This window comes from Coleofasciculus sp. F4-SAH-05, assembly GCF_040222985.1.
GTDB lineage: Bacteria > Cyanobacteriota > Cyanobacteriia > Cyanobacteriales > Coleofasciculaceae > Coleofasciculus > Coleofasciculus chthonoplastes.
Genome location: NZ_JAVKBY010000150.1, coordinates 1 through 18,100, shown reverse-complemented (window position 1 = coordinate 18,100; position 18,100 = coordinate 1). Strand labels below are relative to the sequence as shown.

Genomic DNA, 18,100 nt, shown 5'->3' with positions numbered 1-18,100 from the left:
ACGGCACTCAACCAGTCCACAGGCACTTCCCCACCTAACTGGCGGCTATCTCCAAATTAATGGAGGCATTAAAATCTCTGTCGATTTCCAGTCCGCAGTTATCGCACCGGAAAACTCGCTCTGATAAAGGCATCTCCTCTTGGACGGTATGGCATCTTGAGCAGGTTTTAGTTGAGGGATACCATCGGTCTACTACAACCAAGCTTGATCCGTACAACTGGCACTTATACTCTAACTGGCGTTTGAACTCGTGAAAGCCCATATCCTGAATAGCTTTCGCCAATTTGTGATTAGCCATCATGCCCGACACATTAAGATTCTCTATTCCTATTCGGCTGTGGTTTTGGGCTAAATAGGACGTGAGTTTGTGCAATGTATCTTTGCGAATGTTGGCTATTTTTCGATGGAGTCTAGCTATCTTAATTTGGGCTTTCTTCCAATTAACTGAACCAATTTGTTTATGACGATTTATCCATTGCAGTCGTGAGAGTTTTTTCTCGTACTTTCGGTAAGCTTTCGCCCCCTCCACTACAATCCCGGTAGACAACACGGCTAACGCTTTTATGCCCAGATCGACACCCACTACAGGGTGGGGTTTGGGGCGGTTGACTGGTTCATATTCCAGCTTAAAGCTGATAAACCATCGGTTACAGTCTTCACTCTATTATCTACTCAAATCAAAAGAGATGACAAGAGGTGATTAGGGATTTGGTTACAGTTCTCAACCCCCGTACCCAATACCCAATCCCCATTGCTCACTTACTTCGGTTTAATAATCCCGTCAATGGAATGGAGCTTTTCTGGGAACGCTTCCTCGCTCTAGCCTCTCGACGCTGTTTCGCCAAGGCTAATCCACTTAACTTGACGGGGGCTTCCTCTGGCTCATCTTGGGGTTCAGAGGGTGCGGGACTCGGTTGATCTTTACTATTCCACCAAGCCACAACCCAGCCGCTAGCAATTCCCCCAACAGCGCCCACTACTATGCTGAAGGGAACTGAGTATCCGAGTAAAACCAGACATAGCAAAAACACTAACCATACTCTTAGCGCTACAGGGAAGCCTTCGGAGAAACCCGGCAACAGTTTATTCATTCCTTTGTCCTTTGTCCGTCCTTTGTCATTTGTCCTTTGTCATTTGTCTTTTGTCAAGGGACAAGTTGTAAATATTGTGTGAAGATAAAATCTATTAATTTTGATAAGTTTATCTTATAAAAATGACGACTTGTTTAGTCAAGACAGTTAAGTTTATTTAAATAATATAAACTTATTTTACAAATATTGGCATAGTTTGATCAATGTAGATGGAGTTACAGGTATCATCTTTCATCTATGTAAATTTGTGCTTAATACTCATTAAAATTAATAATAACTTCATTCATTGCTCTATGTAAAGTTTTTGTGAATATGACCAAAAACTAGAGAGTTAAACTTTAATTTTATGTATCCTGTATATTGAGAAGCAGATTATCCCATTACTAACATGAATAAACTATTAATAACAATAACTCTATCAACATCTATTCTTCTAGAAGCTTTAGGAGTAAATTCAGCAGGTGCATTAACCCTAAGAAGTTGGAACAGCGCTAATCAGCGTGGGGGTGACTTATTCAATGCCGGAAATGGCACATTGCAATACAGTGCATTTAGATCAAGTCTTCTGGAGCGTTCACATACTATCCTTCCAGGAGTATCAACCCTAACCGAGGCAAATATAGCTGACGTTGATGTATTCTTTCACGGAACGTCCTCAAAAATTCTGACATCAACCGAAAGTACTGTGCTGACTAACTTCGTTAAAACGGGTGGTTTTTTGATTGTTGAATCTGATTCAAATCCTTCTGAACAGAATTCGGCTAATTCGGTACTGGAATCACTAGGGCTCGGTTCACGGTATACAGGTGTTGTCGGTGGTGTCAATTCTCCTACAGGTGGCATGTTTAAAAATATAGTTTCTCCAACTACCGTCGGCGCATTAGGCGACCTCAGAGGTCAAACATTTGGTACATCATTAGCCACTGACATTGAGTCAATGGTAACCGATATTACTCCCACTGGGGGGATGCTGATTGGTACAAATGGCTCAATCAGGTCGATGGTGGAATTTCAGCCTTTTGCCAATAGTGGTCAAGTCTTGGCTGTTGGTGATCCCTACGGTTTTAATCTTTTCCAGAGTTCAGATAATTTTTTGTTTAATTCTAACAATCAAAAAGCATATATTAATTTTATTGAGTCTAAACAATCTGAAATTCCTGTTCCTGAAGCATCAATGCTATTAGGTTTATTGACATTGGGGACTTGTGCGATCGGAACTAAACTAAGTAAAAAATGATTAAAGTCCAGACTATTGAATAAGTTTTGTTGTTTATTTCTTTTGTTTATCAGGAGTTAAAGCATTCCAGCGTTCCAGTTTTACTCAGAAAGCATCAGCGTTACCAGTATCCTGGAACCAGGTTTGAGGTTTCAAATCGCTCTACCTCTGGTTCGAGACATTCGCTCACCTGGACATCTCCCCGGAGCCTAGAGAGGAATTTTATCGGGTTCGCTAGGTGGAAGTTACCTTCTTTTTTGTACGATAGGTTGATAGGACAAGTTATCAACTCGATTATGACCCACAGGGGTTCTTTGCAGAATCGCGTTGCTGAATGGCATTCCCTATACCTGCCGATTGCTTTCGATCAATCGGGGATTATGGCAATAAAAATCATAAAAAAGGGGATTTGTCAAGGGTTTGTTGCCAAGCTCAAGCTAAAAACTGCTTATCGCTTATTTGAATGATCATCAAAACTTCGGTGCTGGCTCACTTACTCCAAGCCATGCCCCACCTGAGGCAACAAGTATATTTCAAAGCGTCGTTGACAGCACTCTCCCATGCGATGGAAGATCAGGTCTTAGCTGGTTCGGAGCAACCGTTGGTGATTGCCTGTTTTCAGCGAGAACGCTTCTATCGTCAGGAAGCTCATCGCTATCGGCGCATTGCCCAACGGACACCTCATGTGTATGTATTAGCCGCACCAGAAACGGATTTCAAGAATAGCTCAGATCACCACGAAACCGTGGCATTTGATCCGGGCGATGCCTTAAGTCACGAGTGGCATTTAGTGGTGATTGGTTCTCACTATGCCAACTGTCTGATCTGCCGAGAAAAATGTCTGTCTGTCTCCAATAGCGCCAATGGGGAGATGGATACCTCTCGGCGTTTTGAGGGAATTTGGACATTTGACCGGACGGTTAGTACAAAAGCCGCCGAGTTGCTTCTGGATCGCATTGCCACCTATCGACCTGAGTTAGCGGATAAAATCGAGCAAGCAAAAGCTGAGTATATCAGTTCTGGCTCAACTCAAAGCTCAAACCTGAATCCGGAAGACTCACCCAATCCCGATCCGTTTGTGCATCGGTTGGTGACTTACTTACAAGCGGGTCAGTATAAACTCCTGAAAGCCTATAGCTCGATCGCGGCTCAAGAACAACGCGAGCGTTTGGTGAATTCGATTACCACAGCGATTCGGCGATCGCTCAATCCCCATGAAGTTCTGGAAATCGCGGTGCAAGAGTTAGGGCGAGCCATGGGTTCCTGTCGTTGTCTGATTTACCGCTGTAAAGCCACGGATACGGAAGCCACGATTACCCATGAGTACCTGGAAACCCGAGGGCGCGATCGCACGATCCTTTGCTCTACTCTAGGTAGCCCTTGGCCCCTAAAAGACAATACGCTGTTTCAAGGAATTGTCGAACATCAAGAGTCCATTTCCGTAGAAGATACCCAACATGATCCTCGGCTGAACCAGACAGCCAGCAAAAGCGCCAATTCCCCATCTTCTAAATTAAAGGAATTGGTGCAAACCTTTGGCATGCGATCGTGGCTCATGGTTCCTGTACTATATCAGGGTCGATTATTGGGGATGGTTGAGTTACACCACTGCGGCGAAACTCCTTATCGGTGGAAGGATGAAGAACTTGCCCTTGTCGAAGCGATCGCAACTCAAGTGGGTGTCGCCTTAATCCAAGCTGAAGCTTATGCGAATTTGCAAGATTTGAACCAACAACTCGCCGCCCTTGACCGGACTCGTAGTAACTTAGTCGCTATCACGGGTCATGAACTCCGCACCCCCCTGTCCACAATTCAGGTTTGCCTAGAAAGTCTCGCCAGCGAACCCGATATGTCACCAGAATTGCGTCAGGTGATGCTGAATACCGCCCTTGACGACGCCGAACGCCTGCGGAAACTGGTGCAAGACTTTCTCACCCTCTCCCGCCTGGAAAGTGGGCGCGTGGAATGGAATGTCGAAGCCATTTCTCTGCAAGAATGTGTTGACTTAGCCCTTAGCCGGATCAACGTCCATTGGTCAGAGGATCGGCGCCCGAATATTATTAATCAACTTCCCACAGATCTGCCCTTAGTCCAAGCCGATGGTGAGTGGCTAGTAGAAACCCTTGCCAAACTCCTAGACAACGCCTGCAAATTTACCTCCTCCCAAGGAGAAATCACCATTGGAATTCAAACTAATGGGAATTCGATGTTAAAAGTGACTGTCGCTGATACAGGGCGAGGGATTGAACCGAATCGCCTAGAGGATGTCTTTGATCGCTTTTATCAAGAAGAAGGGGCGCTGCGACGGACAACTGGTGGAACCGGCTTGGGCTTAGCAATTTGTCGCCAAATTGTCAATGGGTGGGGCGGTAAAATTTGGGCAGACTCGGCGGGTAAAGACCAAGGTTGTCAGTTTCATTTTACGGTGCCAATGATTGCGCCAACATCAGAATCAAAGCAATCTAAAGGGAAGGGGAAAGGTAGTCGTAAGGGGTCAAGAGTTAAGCGAAAGTGAATTGAGGATTACTCTGTCAGAGTAAGTTCATTCGTATGAATTATATTTTGTTAACGCAGAGTACGCAGAGGATACCGCAGAGGTACGCAGAGGAATTGAGCGGACTTGATTGAAAGTTTAGAGCATTTGGAAATAGGAAATGTGAGGATAAATCTCTATTTTTTACTTAAATTTTATAGCAGGGATTGTTTTTTAGGATGGGCGTTTGGACTTCGTTCATCCAGGAATAATCCCAATCGGGTTCGGGTTGTTCAGCTATGGACACCATATCGCCCTGATAGTTTTGATTGATTTGAATGGCTTTAGAGTGCAAATGTTCTGGGACATAGCATAAATCAACGGGCAATCCATGTGCCACCATAAATTCTGCTAATTGTTCAGAATGAATGTATATGCCTTCTCGATGCAGGCGTTTTAATATTTCCGTGAATGTGTGCCAGCGCTGATCCATTCTTGGTTGAGATGGTAAGGGTGTGGGTAACATACTATCCTAGAGCGTCAGTTTAATATTGAAGAAGCCTCCCAGAAATAAGCCATAAGGTAGACGGTTCCAGAGGAACATCTATGGGAAGGTTGGGTAGCTAATGGTATCATTTATCGGCTGGGTCTACTGAGTCTTGGTTTTCTACAGAGCCTAACCTAGACGCGATCGCGCCTATTACAACAACACCAAAACTGTCCCCCTACTGCTGAACTTACTTATCGGTGATCTGTGATGCATCCAACGAAACAGAATTATTTCTCAGGAGGATAATATTCATGATAACAGGCAAAATAAATGTCATTGAAGGGGATATCACTCAGTTAAACGTTGATGCGATTGTCAATGCGGCAAACACCTCTCTCCTCGGTGGCGGCGGTGTGGATGGGGCGATTCATCGTGCGGCTGGACCCGGTTTGTTGGCAGAATGTCGAGGTTTGAATGGCTGTGAAACGGGTGATGCTAAAATTACCCAGGGTTACAATCTTTCGGCTGATTGGGTGATTCATACTGTGGGACCTGTCTGGCGGGATGGTAATCATGGCGAGGATGCTTTGTTAGCTAGTTGTTATTATCGAAGTTTAGAATTAGCTGAGCAAAATAATATTCGTAGTATTGCTTTTCCTGCCATCAGTACGGGTGCTTATAGGTTTGGGCCAGAACGAGCTGCCAGAATAGCTGTGGGTACAGTTAAGCAGGTTTTGGAAGGAAATACAACCATCGATCAAGTGATTTTTGTTTGTTTCTCTAAGCAATCTTATAACTACCATCGGCAAGCCATGCAGGACATTATCACAAATAAGGAATAACGAGTGATTTCAATAGCTCTAGTTCAACTCAGTTTAACTGCCATTCTTGCATTCTATGTCGCTTGGAATCTAGGTGCCAATGATGTTGCTAATTCTATGGGAACGTCAGTTGGCTCAAAAGCGGTTACTCTACGACAAGCGCTAATTATTGCCGGGATTTTGGAGTTTACGGGCGCGGTTTTATTTGGTCAAGGGGTGGCGACAACGTTAGCAACGAGAGTGATTGATCCAACGTTATTTGCCCAAACGCCACAGGTGTTACTACTGGGGATGATGTCTGTATTACTGGCTTGTGGTTTATGGTTACAAATTGCTACCAGTCTGGGATTACCTGTGGCATCATCTCATGCGGTGGTTGGCGCGATCGCCGGATTTTGTTGGGTGGCGATTGGGGTGCAGGCGGTAGATTGGGGAACGTTGGGGCGTATTTCGTTAACTTGGATTATTACACCTGTTGTTAGTGGTAGTTTAGCCGCCGGATTTTACAGTATTATCAATACCTCAATTTTAAGGCAAAGGAATCCGATTGCCCAGTTACGGGAATGGATTCCTTGGCTAAGTGCTATTCTTTTGAGTATTTTTGGCGCGATTGTCATGCCAAGTTTATTTAATCGTCCTCTATTTTATGCCTTGCCAATTCCTACCCATGATTTACCGATTATTACAGTTTCGATTGCGGCTATTGTCCTGAGTTTGATTAGTTGGCGTCAGTTGGAACGTAGCACCTTAATTCTACCTATTAATCCTGAAGAATCTCCAGACAAGGATATTCGCATCCGGGAAACTGGAGAAGCGGAAATTGAAGCGAATCTTGCCCCACCCCCTAATGCTGTGTCTCCCTTTCCCTCACCGATTGAGCAACAACTGGCGCGGTTTCAAGTTATCAGCGCTTGCTTTGTTGCATTTGCTCACGGTTCCAACGATGTCGGGAATGCGATCGCTCCCTTAGCTGCGATCGCGTATATCATTGCAACGGGTACGGTTCCCCTCACCGCCTTTGATATTCCGTTATGGATTCTCATCATTGGTGGTACTGGTATCGTTGCCGGGTTAGCTGTTTGGGGCAAAAAGGTGATTACTACCGTTGGGGAAAATATTATCCCTTTACAACCCAGTAGTGGATTCTGTGCCGAAATTGCCACAGCTACGACAGTCTTACTCGCCTCCCGCTTCGGCTTCCCGGTTTCAACGTCTCACGCTTTAGTGGGGGGTATTGTGGGTATTGGATTGATTCAGAATTGGCGCACAGTTCGCTTTCAAACCCTTAGATCGATTGCTCTGGCTTGGTTGATTACGCTACCCGCAGCCGCTAGTTTAGGGGCAATTATCTTTATCAGTTTACGTGGGATTTTTCTTTAGGCTCTTAAGCAAGGGCGGGTTTTGTTGATCATTTATCGGCTTTTAATTAGCGTTAGTCCCTAAACCGAATGCCACTGACTTTAGAGTTTGTAGTAAGCGCTTTAGCGCTTCTGGCACTAAAGTGCCTACTACGAACCCAGCTTAAGTCAGTGACATTCTCCCTAAACCCGCCCCTACAATTGCCCATTTGATTGACTTGATTCGAGGGAATGCTTATTCCTTAAACGTTTCGGCGATATAACCAATCCGGTCAACAATATCGACAACATTGCTAATGTAATAATTATTTTCATCAACCGAAAGTGTCAGGTTTTCTAGCAATAAAAACGACCAGACTTCCCCATCTGTGATAATGCCGTAGACTTGATTTTGCTGGAACTTATTTAGCGTCGCATACATTTCCGCGACACATTGCCCTAAACCATCAGATAGACTACTTTTTTTGACTTCGACGACTGAAATAATCGGCGATATAAAATCAATCTCATCAAGGCTTAAAGCGCAATCGTATTTACCATTTAATGGGTGAGGTAAACCCGGTGTTTCCTCTGGATTAATATCAACGGGTGGTTCAAAAAAGATACCGAGATTATAAGTGTCGCTAGCTTCCCACAAAATGTGAGATACTAAGAGACTACCTCGGGTTGCTTCGTTATCTGATTTGGACAGGCTAATGCGAGACTTCATCTTTTTTACGGCTACCTGCAAATCAGGATAAGACTGATCGGTGGGGTGAAAGTTGCTAAATAAATTAGCGTCTTTCAATAGCGTGATATTAAAGATAGCTTTTAATTCAGCGGCTGAGTATTTTCTATAGTCACCAAAAGACATAATGGTTTGTTCGATAAAGGGTTTAGCCCATAACGATTAAGGGCGGGTTTTGTTTAACAGTTATCGGCGGGGTAAGCACATTTTAGTCCCTAAACCCGCCCCTACAATTGATAAACGTGCCAAGATATGTCTCTACACTATTGCTGTCCAACTTTACTTTTAAGTGCGGAGTCTGGGATACAACTGTGCCACATATTCCCCATACCCGTTATAGGGAAGCGTTTCCCGTCTTTCCCAGGAAAAATCGGGTCCCTTACCAACAAACTTTTCCGTCGCTTGAGACCAACGTGGGTGGGGTACATCCGGATTTACATTTGCCTCAAACTTGTACTCGTAAGGAATTAACGTATTCCAAAATGTCGCGGGTTGAGTCTCAACAAATTCAATCTTGACAATAGACTTAGCCCCCTTAAACCCATATTTCCATGGCACAACCTCTCGAATTGGTGCCCCATGCTGTTTCGGCAGAAAATGACCGTAAATCCCCACGGCAAAAAATGCCAAGTCATTCGCCATTTCCTCTACCGTTAATCCTTCGGTGTAGGGCCACGGTAGTTTACCACTGAATGACCACGCTGGACTGATTCTAATTTGAGGATCATCGAAAGACGTAAACCGGACAAATTTGGCTTTAGATGTGGGTTCTACCTCTTCCATTAATAATCGCATCGGAAATCCTAGCCATGGCAATACCATCGACCAGGCTTCGACACAACGGAAGCGATAGATGCGTTCTTCGAGGGGGAATTTTTTGCGTAAATCGTCTAAATCGTAGGTGCGGGGATTTTTCACCAATCCGGTGACTTCAACCTTCCACTCGTCTGTCGGTAAGGCTTGCGCGGCTTGCCATATCGATTTGCCACTGCCAAATTCATAGAAGTTATTATATTGTCCCGCCAGTAACTCATTGGTGATGGAACGGTCAACATTCGCAAATGCGGGATTGGTGTTAAGGGATTTAACCGTCTGTTGATTGAGGGTAGCGGCTAGTTCCTTATTGGTTTCCGAGTCAGAGGAGGCTTGACATCCCAGGATGGGGAGAATACTCGCACCGACTAGGGTTTTGAGAAAGCGACGCCGATTGAAGTAAACGGCTTCAGGCGTGATTTGGTTTTCGGGAATTTCCCAGGATTGGGGAACGCGGATAAGGGTCATTGGGAAACAAGGTTGACGGCTGATGCGGCGGCGTAAATGGAAAGAACGCCTGTATACAAATCTTAACCTGTTTCTAGTCAAACGCTAAATAAGTGTTGGCGGTGAGGAGAGGGAAGGGGGAACAGGGAGCAGGGGAAGCAGGGGAAGCTGGGGGAGATGGGGGAGATGGGGGAGCAGGGAAATCAGTTGGTGGAAATCACCTCAATCTTATGAAGTTATATTAACAACCCTCAAACCCTTACAAATGACAAATGACGAATGACAACCCCCACCTTTAACTTTAATTGTCCCAACCTACTTATACATAACAACAACACTCAACCTGCTCTCTGAGTGACTTCCTCTCCATGATTAATGATAAATAGAGTTGCTCTAAATTCGGGAATTCAGATGCATTGCTCGCTACATTTCTAGTTAGAGGATGTATCAGTCTTCGCGTTGAGTGTTGCTGTTAGAAGTTTGGTCTCGGATAAGACAGATATTAGATTTAACAGAGTCTTAGCTTTCCCTCCTTTCTGGATTTTCAAGTGACATTAATATCTGTCATTGAAGCTTTCTCTTTCGCTTCAATTACTAATTTACTACTCTCTCAGAAAAGTACAACCCTTTGCAATATTTTTTAATGTTTCTTTTCTTTCCCTAACTTATAGACACATAAATTTAAATTGGTGAGAGTAGCGACTCTAGTCTGGATTCACTATGACTAATTTTCAAACGGCTGCAAAGAAAAGCTTTGCACTAACGTGGTTTTGACGACATCCTCGTGAGTCGGTTGCAGCATATCTAGCAGAACCACGATATTACTACGGTTAGGAGATAGCCGCACCTCTCGTATCCGATAGCCTTTCACGGCATCCCGGTAGTTGTTCAGACTACCCAGAGTTAAGCGCTGATTCTGATAGTTTATGATTAAGCGCATAGACGCCCGTTCGACTGGAGACGTGCCTCCAGATAAGACGGAGGGGATACGCCTTTGTTCTAGGCGCAGTTGTAACGGCTGGTTGTTTAAGCGAAATGTAATAGTTTCGCTGTCATCTGGCTGACTGGTGCTATTGATGACAGGGAGTTTAATGCCAACTTTGAGCCGATTCAGTCCCAAATCTTGTCGGAGGGTTACTGTGTCTTGCAGCAAGTCGTTTTCAGCCGCTTGATTGCTAAGACTATAGGCATCGCGATCATAGTTGGTTCGCAGACATCCATTTCTGACACAGGAATTATTGGGAATATTGATAATTTGCAGATGAGCCGTGGGAACTTCTGTGACTGAATCCCGGTAACTTTCTAGATGAATATAATGACGATTATCCGGGGAGAATCCGGCTAAGCGAACCGATGTGTTGAGTATGGCTGCATATCCGGGGTTCAGGAACAGGATCACACTGGCTGCGATCGCGGGAGACACGAATGATGCTATTTTCATCAAAAAAAGTAAGTCGGTGGGGACAATTAAAGTTAACGGCGGGGATCGTCATTTGTCATTTGTCATTTGTCATTTGTCATTTGTCATTTGTCATTTGTCATTTGTCATTTGTCATTTGTCATACTCGTGAAGCGCTAAGCCAGCTAGGTTTATGTAAGGGTTTTTACTTGAACTGAGACTGGAGGGCGACGGCAGCTTCAGCTAGGGCTTCTCGACCTTGATCTAGAACCTGTGCCATGCCAATAAAGCCATGAATTGTACCCTTATAGCGAGTCATTCTTACAGGTACACCCGCTTTTTGCAAGCGCATCCCATAGGCTTCTCCTTCATCTCGCAGGGGATCATATTCAGCGGTGATAATCAAAGCTGGGGGTAAATTACTCAAATCGTCCGCCAGTAAGGGTGAAGCTTGGGGATTTTGCCCGTCGGCGGCTGATGAGAGATAGTGATGCCAAAACCACACTAATAATTCTGTGGTTAACAGGTAATCTTTGCCATTTTGCCGATGGGAGTCGGTGTCAAAGCCATACTGAGTCGCGGGATAGAATAGCACTTGATACCTTAGGGAGGGAAACTTGCGATCGCGTGACAGTAAGGCGACAACGGCGGCTAAGTTTCCTCCAGCGCTATCTCCACCCACAGCAATGCGTTTCGGATCACCCTGAAACGACGCCGCATTTTTAGCCACCCATTCTGTGGCGGTGTACGCATCCTCTACGGCGGCGGGAAATTTATGTTCGGGTGCGAGACGGTAATCCACGGAAACAACAATACACCCGGCTTGATTCGTTAGCGTGCGACAGATACTATCCACCGCCTCTAAGTTTCCAATCACCCAACCGCCACCGTGGAAAAATACCAGAATCGGAAAGGGTGTGTTTCCGGTGGGTGTATAAATTCGGATCGGAATATCGATTTGAGAACCCGGAATGAGACGATTCTCCACCAAGGCGACAGGTTCAGGTTTATGGGACAATTGATTCGCTTGCGTGGCTTGTTCTCTCGCCTGGATAGGGTCAAGTTCATTGAGAGAAGGTAGTCCTAATTGTTTAATTTGATTTAATAGTAGCTGGGTTGAGTCATTCAATGGCATAATCAACAGGAATCATAAATTATGGAATAGTTTTCTCATGACCAAACATAAATTATCTAAGAATCAGGGCGGGTTTTGTTCAAACGTTATCGGTGAGGGCGGGCGGGTTTTGTTTATACGTTATCGGTGACAAGTTAATCGAGTTCCTAAACCCGCCCCTACAATTGACGTATGATTTATTTATGAATTATGACGTATAAACCAACAATCTGTATTACGTTAGGTACTCGCCCAGAGGCGATTAAACTTGCACCTGTGATCCAACAATTTCAAGCCTGTGATCTGTTTAAGACTCAGGTCATTTTAACGGGTCAGCATCGGGAAATGGTGGATCAGGTAATGCGGCTATTTCAACTAAAAGCTGATCGCGATTTAGAAATTATGCAAGCCAAGCAAACGCTGACCGATATTACCTGTCGAAGTTTGCGGGGATTGGAGGAGTTATTTGCCGATATTAACCCACAGTTGGTGATTGTACAAGGGGATACAACAACCGCATTCGCGGCGACTTTAGCGGCATTTTATCAAAAAATCCCTGTGGGTCATGTGGAAGCAGGGTTACGAACCGATGATTTGTTTAATCCTTATCCCGAAGAAGCGAATCGGCGGTTGATTTCTCAGTTAGCCCAACTGAATTTTGCGCCGACAGCTAAGGCGGTAGAGAATCTGAAAACGTCAGGGATTGTGGGCGAGATTCACCAGACGGGGAATACAGTGATTGATGCTTTACTGACGGTAGCCAAGCAGGAACCTCAATGTCTGGTGCCGGGGTTAGAGTGGGACAAGTATCGCGTTTTGTTAGCCACGGTTCACCGCCGAGAAAATTGGGGTAAACCGTTAGCAGATATTGCCCAAGCCTTTATTCAACTATTGGAACAGTTTCCGGATACGGCGTTACTGTTACCGCTACACCGAAATCCTACGGTTAGAGAACCTCTGAAACAAGTGTTGGGTAATCATCCGCGAGTCTTTTTGACCGAACCCTTAGATTATGGCGAATTAGTGGGCGCGATCGCACGGTGTTATCTGTTGCTGACGGATTCGGGGGGATTGCAGGAGGAAGCGCCGAGTTTAGGGAAACCGGTGTTAGTGTTGCGGGAAACTACGGAACGCCCAGAAGCGATTGAAGCGGGGACAGCAAAATTGGTGGGAACCAATCCGAGTCAAATTGTCGCCGCAGCTAGTGAATTACTCGGAGATGCTAAGGCTTATCAGGTTATGGCTACCGCCGTTAATCCGTTTGGGGATGGTTACGCCGCAGCACGGATTTGGGAAATTGTCAAAGGTTATTTTTCGGGGCGGTTTGAATTAGTATAAGAATATACAACTTTTTTCCATCTATGGTTAGGAGTAACCCATGAATCGGAAGCAATTTTTTGGGATTGTTTATCTCGGCTTGGCAACGATGATTCCCTTGGGGATAATCAGCAGTAACCCAGTTAATGGGCAGACAGGGATAAACCTAAGTACATTTCGCAGCCAAGCTTTGTCTCAGCACAATACCTATCGGGACACCCATCATAGTTCTGATATGACCCTGAGTGATTCCCTCAATGACAGCGCTCAAAATTGGGCAGATTATCTGGCAACGAATGGCGTGTTTGAACACAGTAACTCGGATGCGGGAGAAAACATATATGTGTCCTACACGACAGCATCCTCTGTAGACGCAGCTACCCTGGCGAACCAAGCGGTTACGAGCTGGTACAACGAGGTTTCAGATTATGACTATGCCAATCCTGGGTTTTCTTCAGAAACAGGGCATTTTACCCAGGTGGTTTGGAAGAATAGCACCCAGTTAGGATGTGGTGAAGCACGGGGGGTTAAAACGATTCAAGAGACTCAGTATAATGCCTTCTATGTGGTTTGCCAATATGCGCCTGCAGGTAATGTGATGGGACAGTTTCCCGATAATGTTATGGCACCGTAATTATTGTGACTTGTGAGGGGAGGGAACAGGGAACAGGGAACAGTTTCAAACCTGATCCCGTTAGGCTTGGTTTTTGTAGCCAGAATTATGGTTGTTAGTCGGGGCGGGTTTAGTGACATCAGGGTGACAACAAACTTTAGTGGTTAAACCCGCCCCTACAAAATGGTGGATTTAGTGACATTAAGGCGACAAAATATGTTACACCAAATCAAGGTTAGCCATCCCGGTTATAACCCAGTCCGCGTAGGCGGACTTTGTTTGTGTAGCAGCGATTTTAATCGCCGTGGTAAATGAGGGTTACTTCCGATTTTAATCGCCGTGGTAAAAGGGGGTGACAAACATCTATGCAGGTAACGTCCAAATTAAATAAGATGCCCATATCGCGGCGACTACAGCCAGGATGACTAACCATAAGGGATAATCGGCGCGACTGACTTTCCCATCGGATGTACTCAATGTCTCCACATCAATCCACGGCGTTACCCCCCGCCGAAACCAACCCATTACTATCACTGATTCACCCACTAACTCACTAGGGCGGGTTCCCAGGGGGAGTAAGTTACCCAGAGGACCTAAAATTGAAAAGTAATGCAGTTTAACTAAACCACTATCGGTTTCGATAATTAAATCTACCCCTAACCAATTCTGCAATCCCCGTCGCCCTAAAAGTTTACCTGTAAATTCCACGGGTTGATGGGTAGAGGGTAACGCATTCGGATCAGCGAGCATTTGTTCTAAGCTGGGTTGGTGACGAATCGCCGCTGGTTTGATATCGGGAAAGTAACGGTTAATCCAGAAAATAATACTTAGACTAAATGCAATTAGGATACAAGCATCCAGAAATGATCCAGCGTTGTGTAACCAGATTAGCCGCCAGAATCCAGTTATCCACCAGCGAGATAACCAATCACTAATGATACCGAGTAACCAGAACCCAATTCGCAGTAAAACACCGACAACAAATCCAGTTAATAGGACACTTTGAAATAAGGGAAAGGCTTCATAACTGGCGATGAGTTTTAACCAGCGTGTTTTATTATCCCGTATGGGTGGTGGTGGTATGGGTAAATCTAATTCTGTACCTAGTTTCCAATGAAGAGCATAACGGGCGCATAAATGCAAGCGATCGCCTAAAAGTGGATGAGCGGCTGTAATAATTAACCAGTGGCGGTAAGGGTTGGTACATTCCCACTGTAAAACCCGTTCAAAGGGGACATGGGGCGAACAACTGCTTAGGAGTAATCCTTGTCGGTATCCTACAGGTAATACTAAATCAAAGCTTTCCCATAAGGGGCGGGTTTGTCCGGCTTTGTGGATTGCATCACTCATCCCTAAGCCAATTTTCAATAACGCCCGGGTTAACCCATTGGGATTTCCAGTGGTTTCTATCGCCACGCGATCGCTATAGTAAATTCTAATCCGGGAAAACCAGAGTAAGGGGAGGCGCAGTAGCCAATAGGTAGCGTAACCTAAGCTAGAAATAATACTCGATATTCCTAAACACAGAGGCGGTAAGACTCGTTGGGTGGCGGGATATTTTCCCCGAATCCACTCGGCTAACTGTTCTCCCCCTTGAGCTACATATAGATAAAAGAGATAGGGAAACTGGAGAATTAATGTGCCTAGAGAACTTAAGATAAAGTCCCAGTGAACAATATGCCCCAACTGAGCTGCATAAATCGTCGCGATTTCATCGTCAGCCAGTTGTGTCAATAACCCCTCACTGACGACAATTCGAGCGGTGCGCGGCAAATTCCCATACGTTATCGCTAATGGCGCTTCTGTGGGTAAAATACCCAACGTCGGTAACGGTAAACGGCGTTGACGACAAAACCGTTGGATCACTTTAGCTGATTCCGAGGATCGCGCCGCGAGTTGGCTGACGGAGAGTGGTTCTAATCCATACACCTGCTTTAATAGCCAATCCATTAACCAGGGAGAGACGATTAGTGTCACAATCGCCAAGACAGCTAAAGCCTGAGTGGGATCGCGGTATAACCATTGAATCGGTGATAATAGCGGCAATTGCACCAAGATAGTGTTGGTGGTTGCCATTAAAAAGTTTAGCCAGAAACGCAGCAACCAAGCAAACGCGATCGCACTTCCTGCAACAATTAGCGCCAATTGCCTTAATTTCGGGGGTTTGAACGGACGCCAATTTTCTGCACGCCCTAAGTTGCGAAACCGAGGGCTGGGGGAAAAGACAGAGGGCGCGGAAGGGGGTGTGAACGCCACGGGGAGTTGGGATGAGGGTTGAGGAGAGGGTTGGTTTCCCGGAGACTGTTGTTGCGATTTATCTCCTGTAAATAGGCGTTTGGCTGAATCGGTTAACCGCTGTTTAATCGTTCCCGGTTTGGTTGGGGAGGAGGGTGAGTTGAGGGGAACAAATCCCGTCGGATTCGCTGAAGTGTCTTCTTCTGGCGTAAAACCCGTCTGATTGGCTGAGGGTGGGGATTCCGCCATGAGTTCCGATAAGGTGCTTGTCGCCCATTGTTGCACCTTGGGATTGAGATCTTGGGTGAGGGTTTGGCAAAGTGCGATCGCATTTTGGATATCACCACTTTGGCGATAAGCCTTGACGAGGGCGACACTGGCGCGGGAGATAATGGCTTGATCTAACTCAAATTCGCAGACATCTTCCAGATGTGCGATCGCCACATCGTAATTGCCCTGTTTGAGAGCCGCTAAACCAGCATCGAGGGAGGGATTGGGAACAGAAGCCATAATCGTTACACTATACCCTGCTCTTTAACGATACGCTCTCTTGCCAGGAATGTTTCATCCGGCGGAGCAATCGCGGGGGGTTTCGCGATCGCGTCATTGTAAAGTTTTGTGTAGGGGCGAGTCGCTGCACAAATGTTCGAGGCGAGAATTAACCTATCTCGACTCGCCCCGGTCTAAATGTATGCGGTTTCAGATGATAACCGACGGAGGGCGACCCGATATAATTAAAGGTTGGGTAATGTTAATTAAATTCGGCGGGTCGCCCCTACAGGGGGACAAACTGATAAAATTAAGGATTGGGTGATGTAAATTGGTTGCGAATCCTTGCCCCTACGGTGTTTTCCCTTAATCGAAAATACCCGAATTTTAGTCGCCGGAGAAGTCAGCTATTTCTCCTCTGGAAACTGTCGCTCTCGCACATCATTACTATAGTCTTGCACCGCCTGAGTAATCACTTGCCGCAAATTCGCATAGACTTTGGCAAAGGGTGGCTGACGTTCCGAAAGTCCCAGTAAATCGGCTGTGACTAATACTTGTCCATCGCAATCGACTCCAGCACCAATCCCAATCGTGGGAATGGTTAAGGTTTGTGTAATCTTCCTAGCCAAATCTGCCGGAATATGCTCTAAAACCAGGGCAAAAACACCCGCTTGCTCAAGGGCGATCGCTTCGGCTAAAATCCGCTCCGCTGCTGCTTCTGTTTTCCCTTGCTGACGATAACCCAGCAGATGTACCGACTGCGGTGTCAACCCGACATGACCCATCACCGGAATTCCCGCCGCCGTTAAGTGGGCTACCGTTTGGACTATGGCTGGATGTCCGCCTTCTAATTTCACCGCCTGCGCCCCAGTTTCCTTCAATACCCGACCCGCCGAGTGCATCGCTTGTTGTAAACTTTCCTGATAACTTAAAAAGGGTAAATCGCACACCACGAATGCCTGTTTGACACCCCGACGCACGGCTTTAGCATGGTGCAGCATCTCGTCCAAGGTTACGGGTAATGTTGTCTCATACCCCAATGTGACCATTCCCAAGGAATCCCCAACCAGAATAATATCCACTCCCGCCGCCTCTAATAATTGCGCGATCGCATAGTCCCAAGCGGTCAAGACGACCAACGGACGCCCTTGTTGTTTCCATTGTTTCAGTTGCTGAATATTGACCATTGGGGAAATTGTGATCCAAGGCGATCCTTGATGACATGGTGTGTGACTGTGTCGGGGCGGGTTTTACCGATAACGTTTAAACTCAAACCACTACCGGAAGTGACATACTCCCACATCAAATCAAAAAGACTATGATGTGGGCTTCTCAGCGACTCCACCTATTGGGACGGGACATTAACTGAGCTTTATTAACGGCACGGGATGCCCCACCGCGCCGGAACAATACAAAAATGTTCAACACCAATGTAGCTGCTGGAATTTTACCCGTCCACAGATGCGACTACGTGTAGCCTGTTTCTGGACGGAACCC

17 protein-coding genes and 1 pseudogene are annotated in these 18,100 nt (G+C 45.8%); 9 read left to right on the top strand and 9 right to left on the bottom strand.

Features of this window, described 5'->3' with window-relative positions; translation table 11 throughout:
• Positions 1–34: 34 nt before the first annotated feature.
• Together RIG27_RS18055 and RIG27_RS18050 are read right to left on the bottom strand one after the other, a co-directional pair.
• Positions 35–661 (bottom strand): annotated as a pseudogene (locus tag RIG27_RS18055) (RNA-guided endonuclease InsQ/TnpB family protein); the annotation flags it as partial.
• Between the two features lie 94 nt (positions 662–755).
• On the bottom strand, positions 756–1,091 hold the full coding sequence (locus RIG27_RS18050) for a hypothetical protein (protein ID WP_446347393.1): 336 nt from the start codon (positions 1,089–1,091) through the stop codon (positions 756–758).
• A 388-nt stretch (positions 1,092–1,479) separates the two neighbouring features.
• Here RIG27_RS18050 and RIG27_RS18045 point away from each other — a divergent pair, with 388 nt between their 5' ends.
• The 3 genes from RIG27_RS18045 (at position 1,480) to RIG27_RS18035 (ending at position 4,822) form a co-directional block, all read left to right on the top strand.
• Positions 1,480–2,328: a hypothetical protein gene (locus RIG27_RS18045; protein WP_446347391.1), complete on the top strand. Its 849-nt coding sequence runs from the start codon at positions 1,480–1,482 to the stop codon at positions 2,326–2,328.
• A gap of 293 nt (positions 2,329–2,621) precedes the next feature.
• The gene (locus RIG27_RS18040; RefSeq protein ID WP_446347389.1) at positions 2,622–2,774 is read left to right on the top strand and encodes a hypothetical protein; all 153 of its coding nucleotides are present in this window, start codon (positions 2,622–2,624) and stop codon (positions 2,772–2,774) included.
• On the top strand, positions 2,771–4,822 hold the full coding sequence (locus RIG27_RS18035; RefSeq protein WP_446347387.1) for a DICT sensory domain-containing protein: 2,052 nt from the start codon (positions 2,771–2,773) through the stop codon (positions 4,820–4,822). The genes RIG27_RS18040 and RIG27_RS18035 overlap by 4 nt, the downstream gene beginning before the upstream one ends.
• A gap of 166 nt (positions 4,823–4,988) precedes the next feature.
• Here the strand turns inward: RIG27_RS18035 and RIG27_RS18030 are convergent, their stop codons facing one another.
• Complete coding sequence (locus tag RIG27_RS18030) at positions 4,989–5,306, bottom strand: hypothetical protein (protein ID WP_446347385.1); 318 nt, start codon at positions 5,304–5,306, stop codon at positions 4,989–4,991.
• 275 nt (positions 5,307–5,581) lie between these two features.
• Between RIG27_RS18030 and RIG27_RS18025 the strand changes: the two genes are divergently transcribed.
• Together RIG27_RS18025 and RIG27_RS18020 are read left to right on the top strand one after the other, a co-directional pair.
• Positions 5,582–6,112 carry an O-acetyl-ADP-ribose deacetylase gene (locus RIG27_RS18025; RefSeq protein ID WP_446347383.1) on the top strand — a complete coding sequence of 177 codons (531 nt, stop codon included), beginning with the start codon at positions 5,582–5,584 and terminating at the stop codon, positions 6,110–6,112.
• A 3-nt stretch (positions 6,113–6,115) separates the two neighbouring features.
• Positions 6,116–7,471, top strand: coding sequence for an inorganic phosphate transporter (locus RIG27_RS18020; protein WP_446347381.1), 1,356 nt, complete (start codon positions 6,116–6,118; stop codon positions 7,469–7,471).
• A 213-nt stretch (positions 7,472–7,684) separates the two neighbouring features.
• Here RIG27_RS18020 and RIG27_RS18015 read toward each other — a convergent pair whose 3' ends face one another.
• On the bottom strand, positions 7,685–8,302 hold the full coding sequence (locus RIG27_RS18015) for a hypothetical protein (RefSeq protein WP_446347380.1): 618 nt from the start codon (positions 8,300–8,302) through the stop codon (positions 7,685–7,687).
• A 159-nt stretch (positions 8,303–8,461) separates the two neighbouring features.
• Entirely contained in the window at positions 8,462–9,457 is a 996-nt protein-coding gene (msrP, locus tag RIG27_RS18010) for a protein-methionine-sulfoxide reductase catalytic subunit MsrP (protein ID WP_446347378.1), read from the bottom strand.
• A 95-nt stretch (positions 9,458–9,552) separates the two neighbouring features.
• Between msrP and RIG27_RS18005 the strand changes: the two genes are divergently transcribed.
• Positions 9,553–9,681, top strand: a complete 129-nt coding sequence (locus RIG27_RS18005; protein ID WP_446347376.1) for a hypothetical protein — start codon at positions 9,553–9,555, stop codon at positions 9,679–9,681.
• Positions 9,682–10,160: 479 nt separating this feature from the next.
• Here RIG27_RS18005 and RIG27_RS18000 read toward each other — a convergent pair whose 3' ends face one another.
• Entirely contained in the window at positions 10,161–10,877 is a 717-nt protein-coding gene (locus RIG27_RS18000) for a DUF2259 domain-containing protein (protein WP_446347395.1), read from the bottom strand.
• Between RIG27_RS18000 and RIG27_RS17995 the strand changes: the two genes are divergently transcribed.
• On the top strand, positions 10,862–11,053 hold the full coding sequence (locus RIG27_RS17995; RefSeq protein WP_446347374.1) for a hypothetical protein: 192 nt from the start codon (positions 10,862–10,864) through the stop codon (positions 11,051–11,053). The two genes, RIG27_RS18000 and RIG27_RS17995, sit on opposite strands and share 16 nt — an antisense overlap.
• On the opposite strand, the gene RIG27_RS17990 is transcribed toward RIG27_RS17995, so the two are convergent.
• Positions 11,041–11,970, bottom strand: a complete 930-nt coding sequence (locus RIG27_RS17990) for an alpha/beta hydrolase (RefSeq protein ID WP_446347372.1) — start codon at positions 11,968–11,970, stop codon at positions 11,041–11,043. The genes RIG27_RS17995 and RIG27_RS17990 overlap by 13 nt on opposite strands.
• Before the next feature lie 189 nt (positions 11,971–12,159).
• Between RIG27_RS17990 and wecB the strand changes: the two genes are divergently transcribed.
• Together wecB and RIG27_RS17980 are read left to right on the top strand one after the other, a co-directional pair.
• On the top strand, positions 12,160–13,287 hold the full coding sequence (gene wecB, locus RIG27_RS17985; RefSeq protein ID WP_446347370.1) for a non-hydrolyzing UDP-N-acetylglucosamine 2-epimerase: 1,128 nt from the start codon (positions 12,160–12,162) through the stop codon (positions 13,285–13,287).
• 40 nt (positions 13,288–13,327) lie between these two features.
• Complete coding sequence (locus RIG27_RS17980; RefSeq protein WP_446347368.1) at positions 13,328–13,900, top strand: CAP family protein; 573 nt, start codon at positions 13,328–13,330, stop codon at positions 13,898–13,900.
• 342 nt (positions 13,901–14,242) lie between these two features.
• Here RIG27_RS17980 and RIG27_RS17975 read toward each other — a convergent pair whose 3' ends face one another.
• Both RIG27_RS17975 and panB read right to left on the bottom strand, forming a co-directional pair.
• Positions 14,243–16,624 carry a zinc metalloprotease HtpX gene (locus RIG27_RS17975; RefSeq protein ID WP_446347366.1) on the bottom strand — a complete coding sequence of 794 codons (2,382 nt, stop codon included), beginning with the start codon at positions 16,622–16,624 and terminating at the stop codon, positions 14,243–14,245.
• Positions 16,625–17,010: 386 nt separating this feature from the next.
• Positions 17,011–17,790: a 3-methyl-2-oxobutanoate hydroxymethyltransferase gene (gene panB / locus RIG27_RS17970; RefSeq protein ID WP_446342025.1), complete on the bottom strand. Its 780-nt coding sequence runs from the start codon at positions 17,788–17,790 to the stop codon at positions 17,011–17,013.
• Between the last annotated feature and the right edge of the window lie 310 nt (positions 17,791–18,100).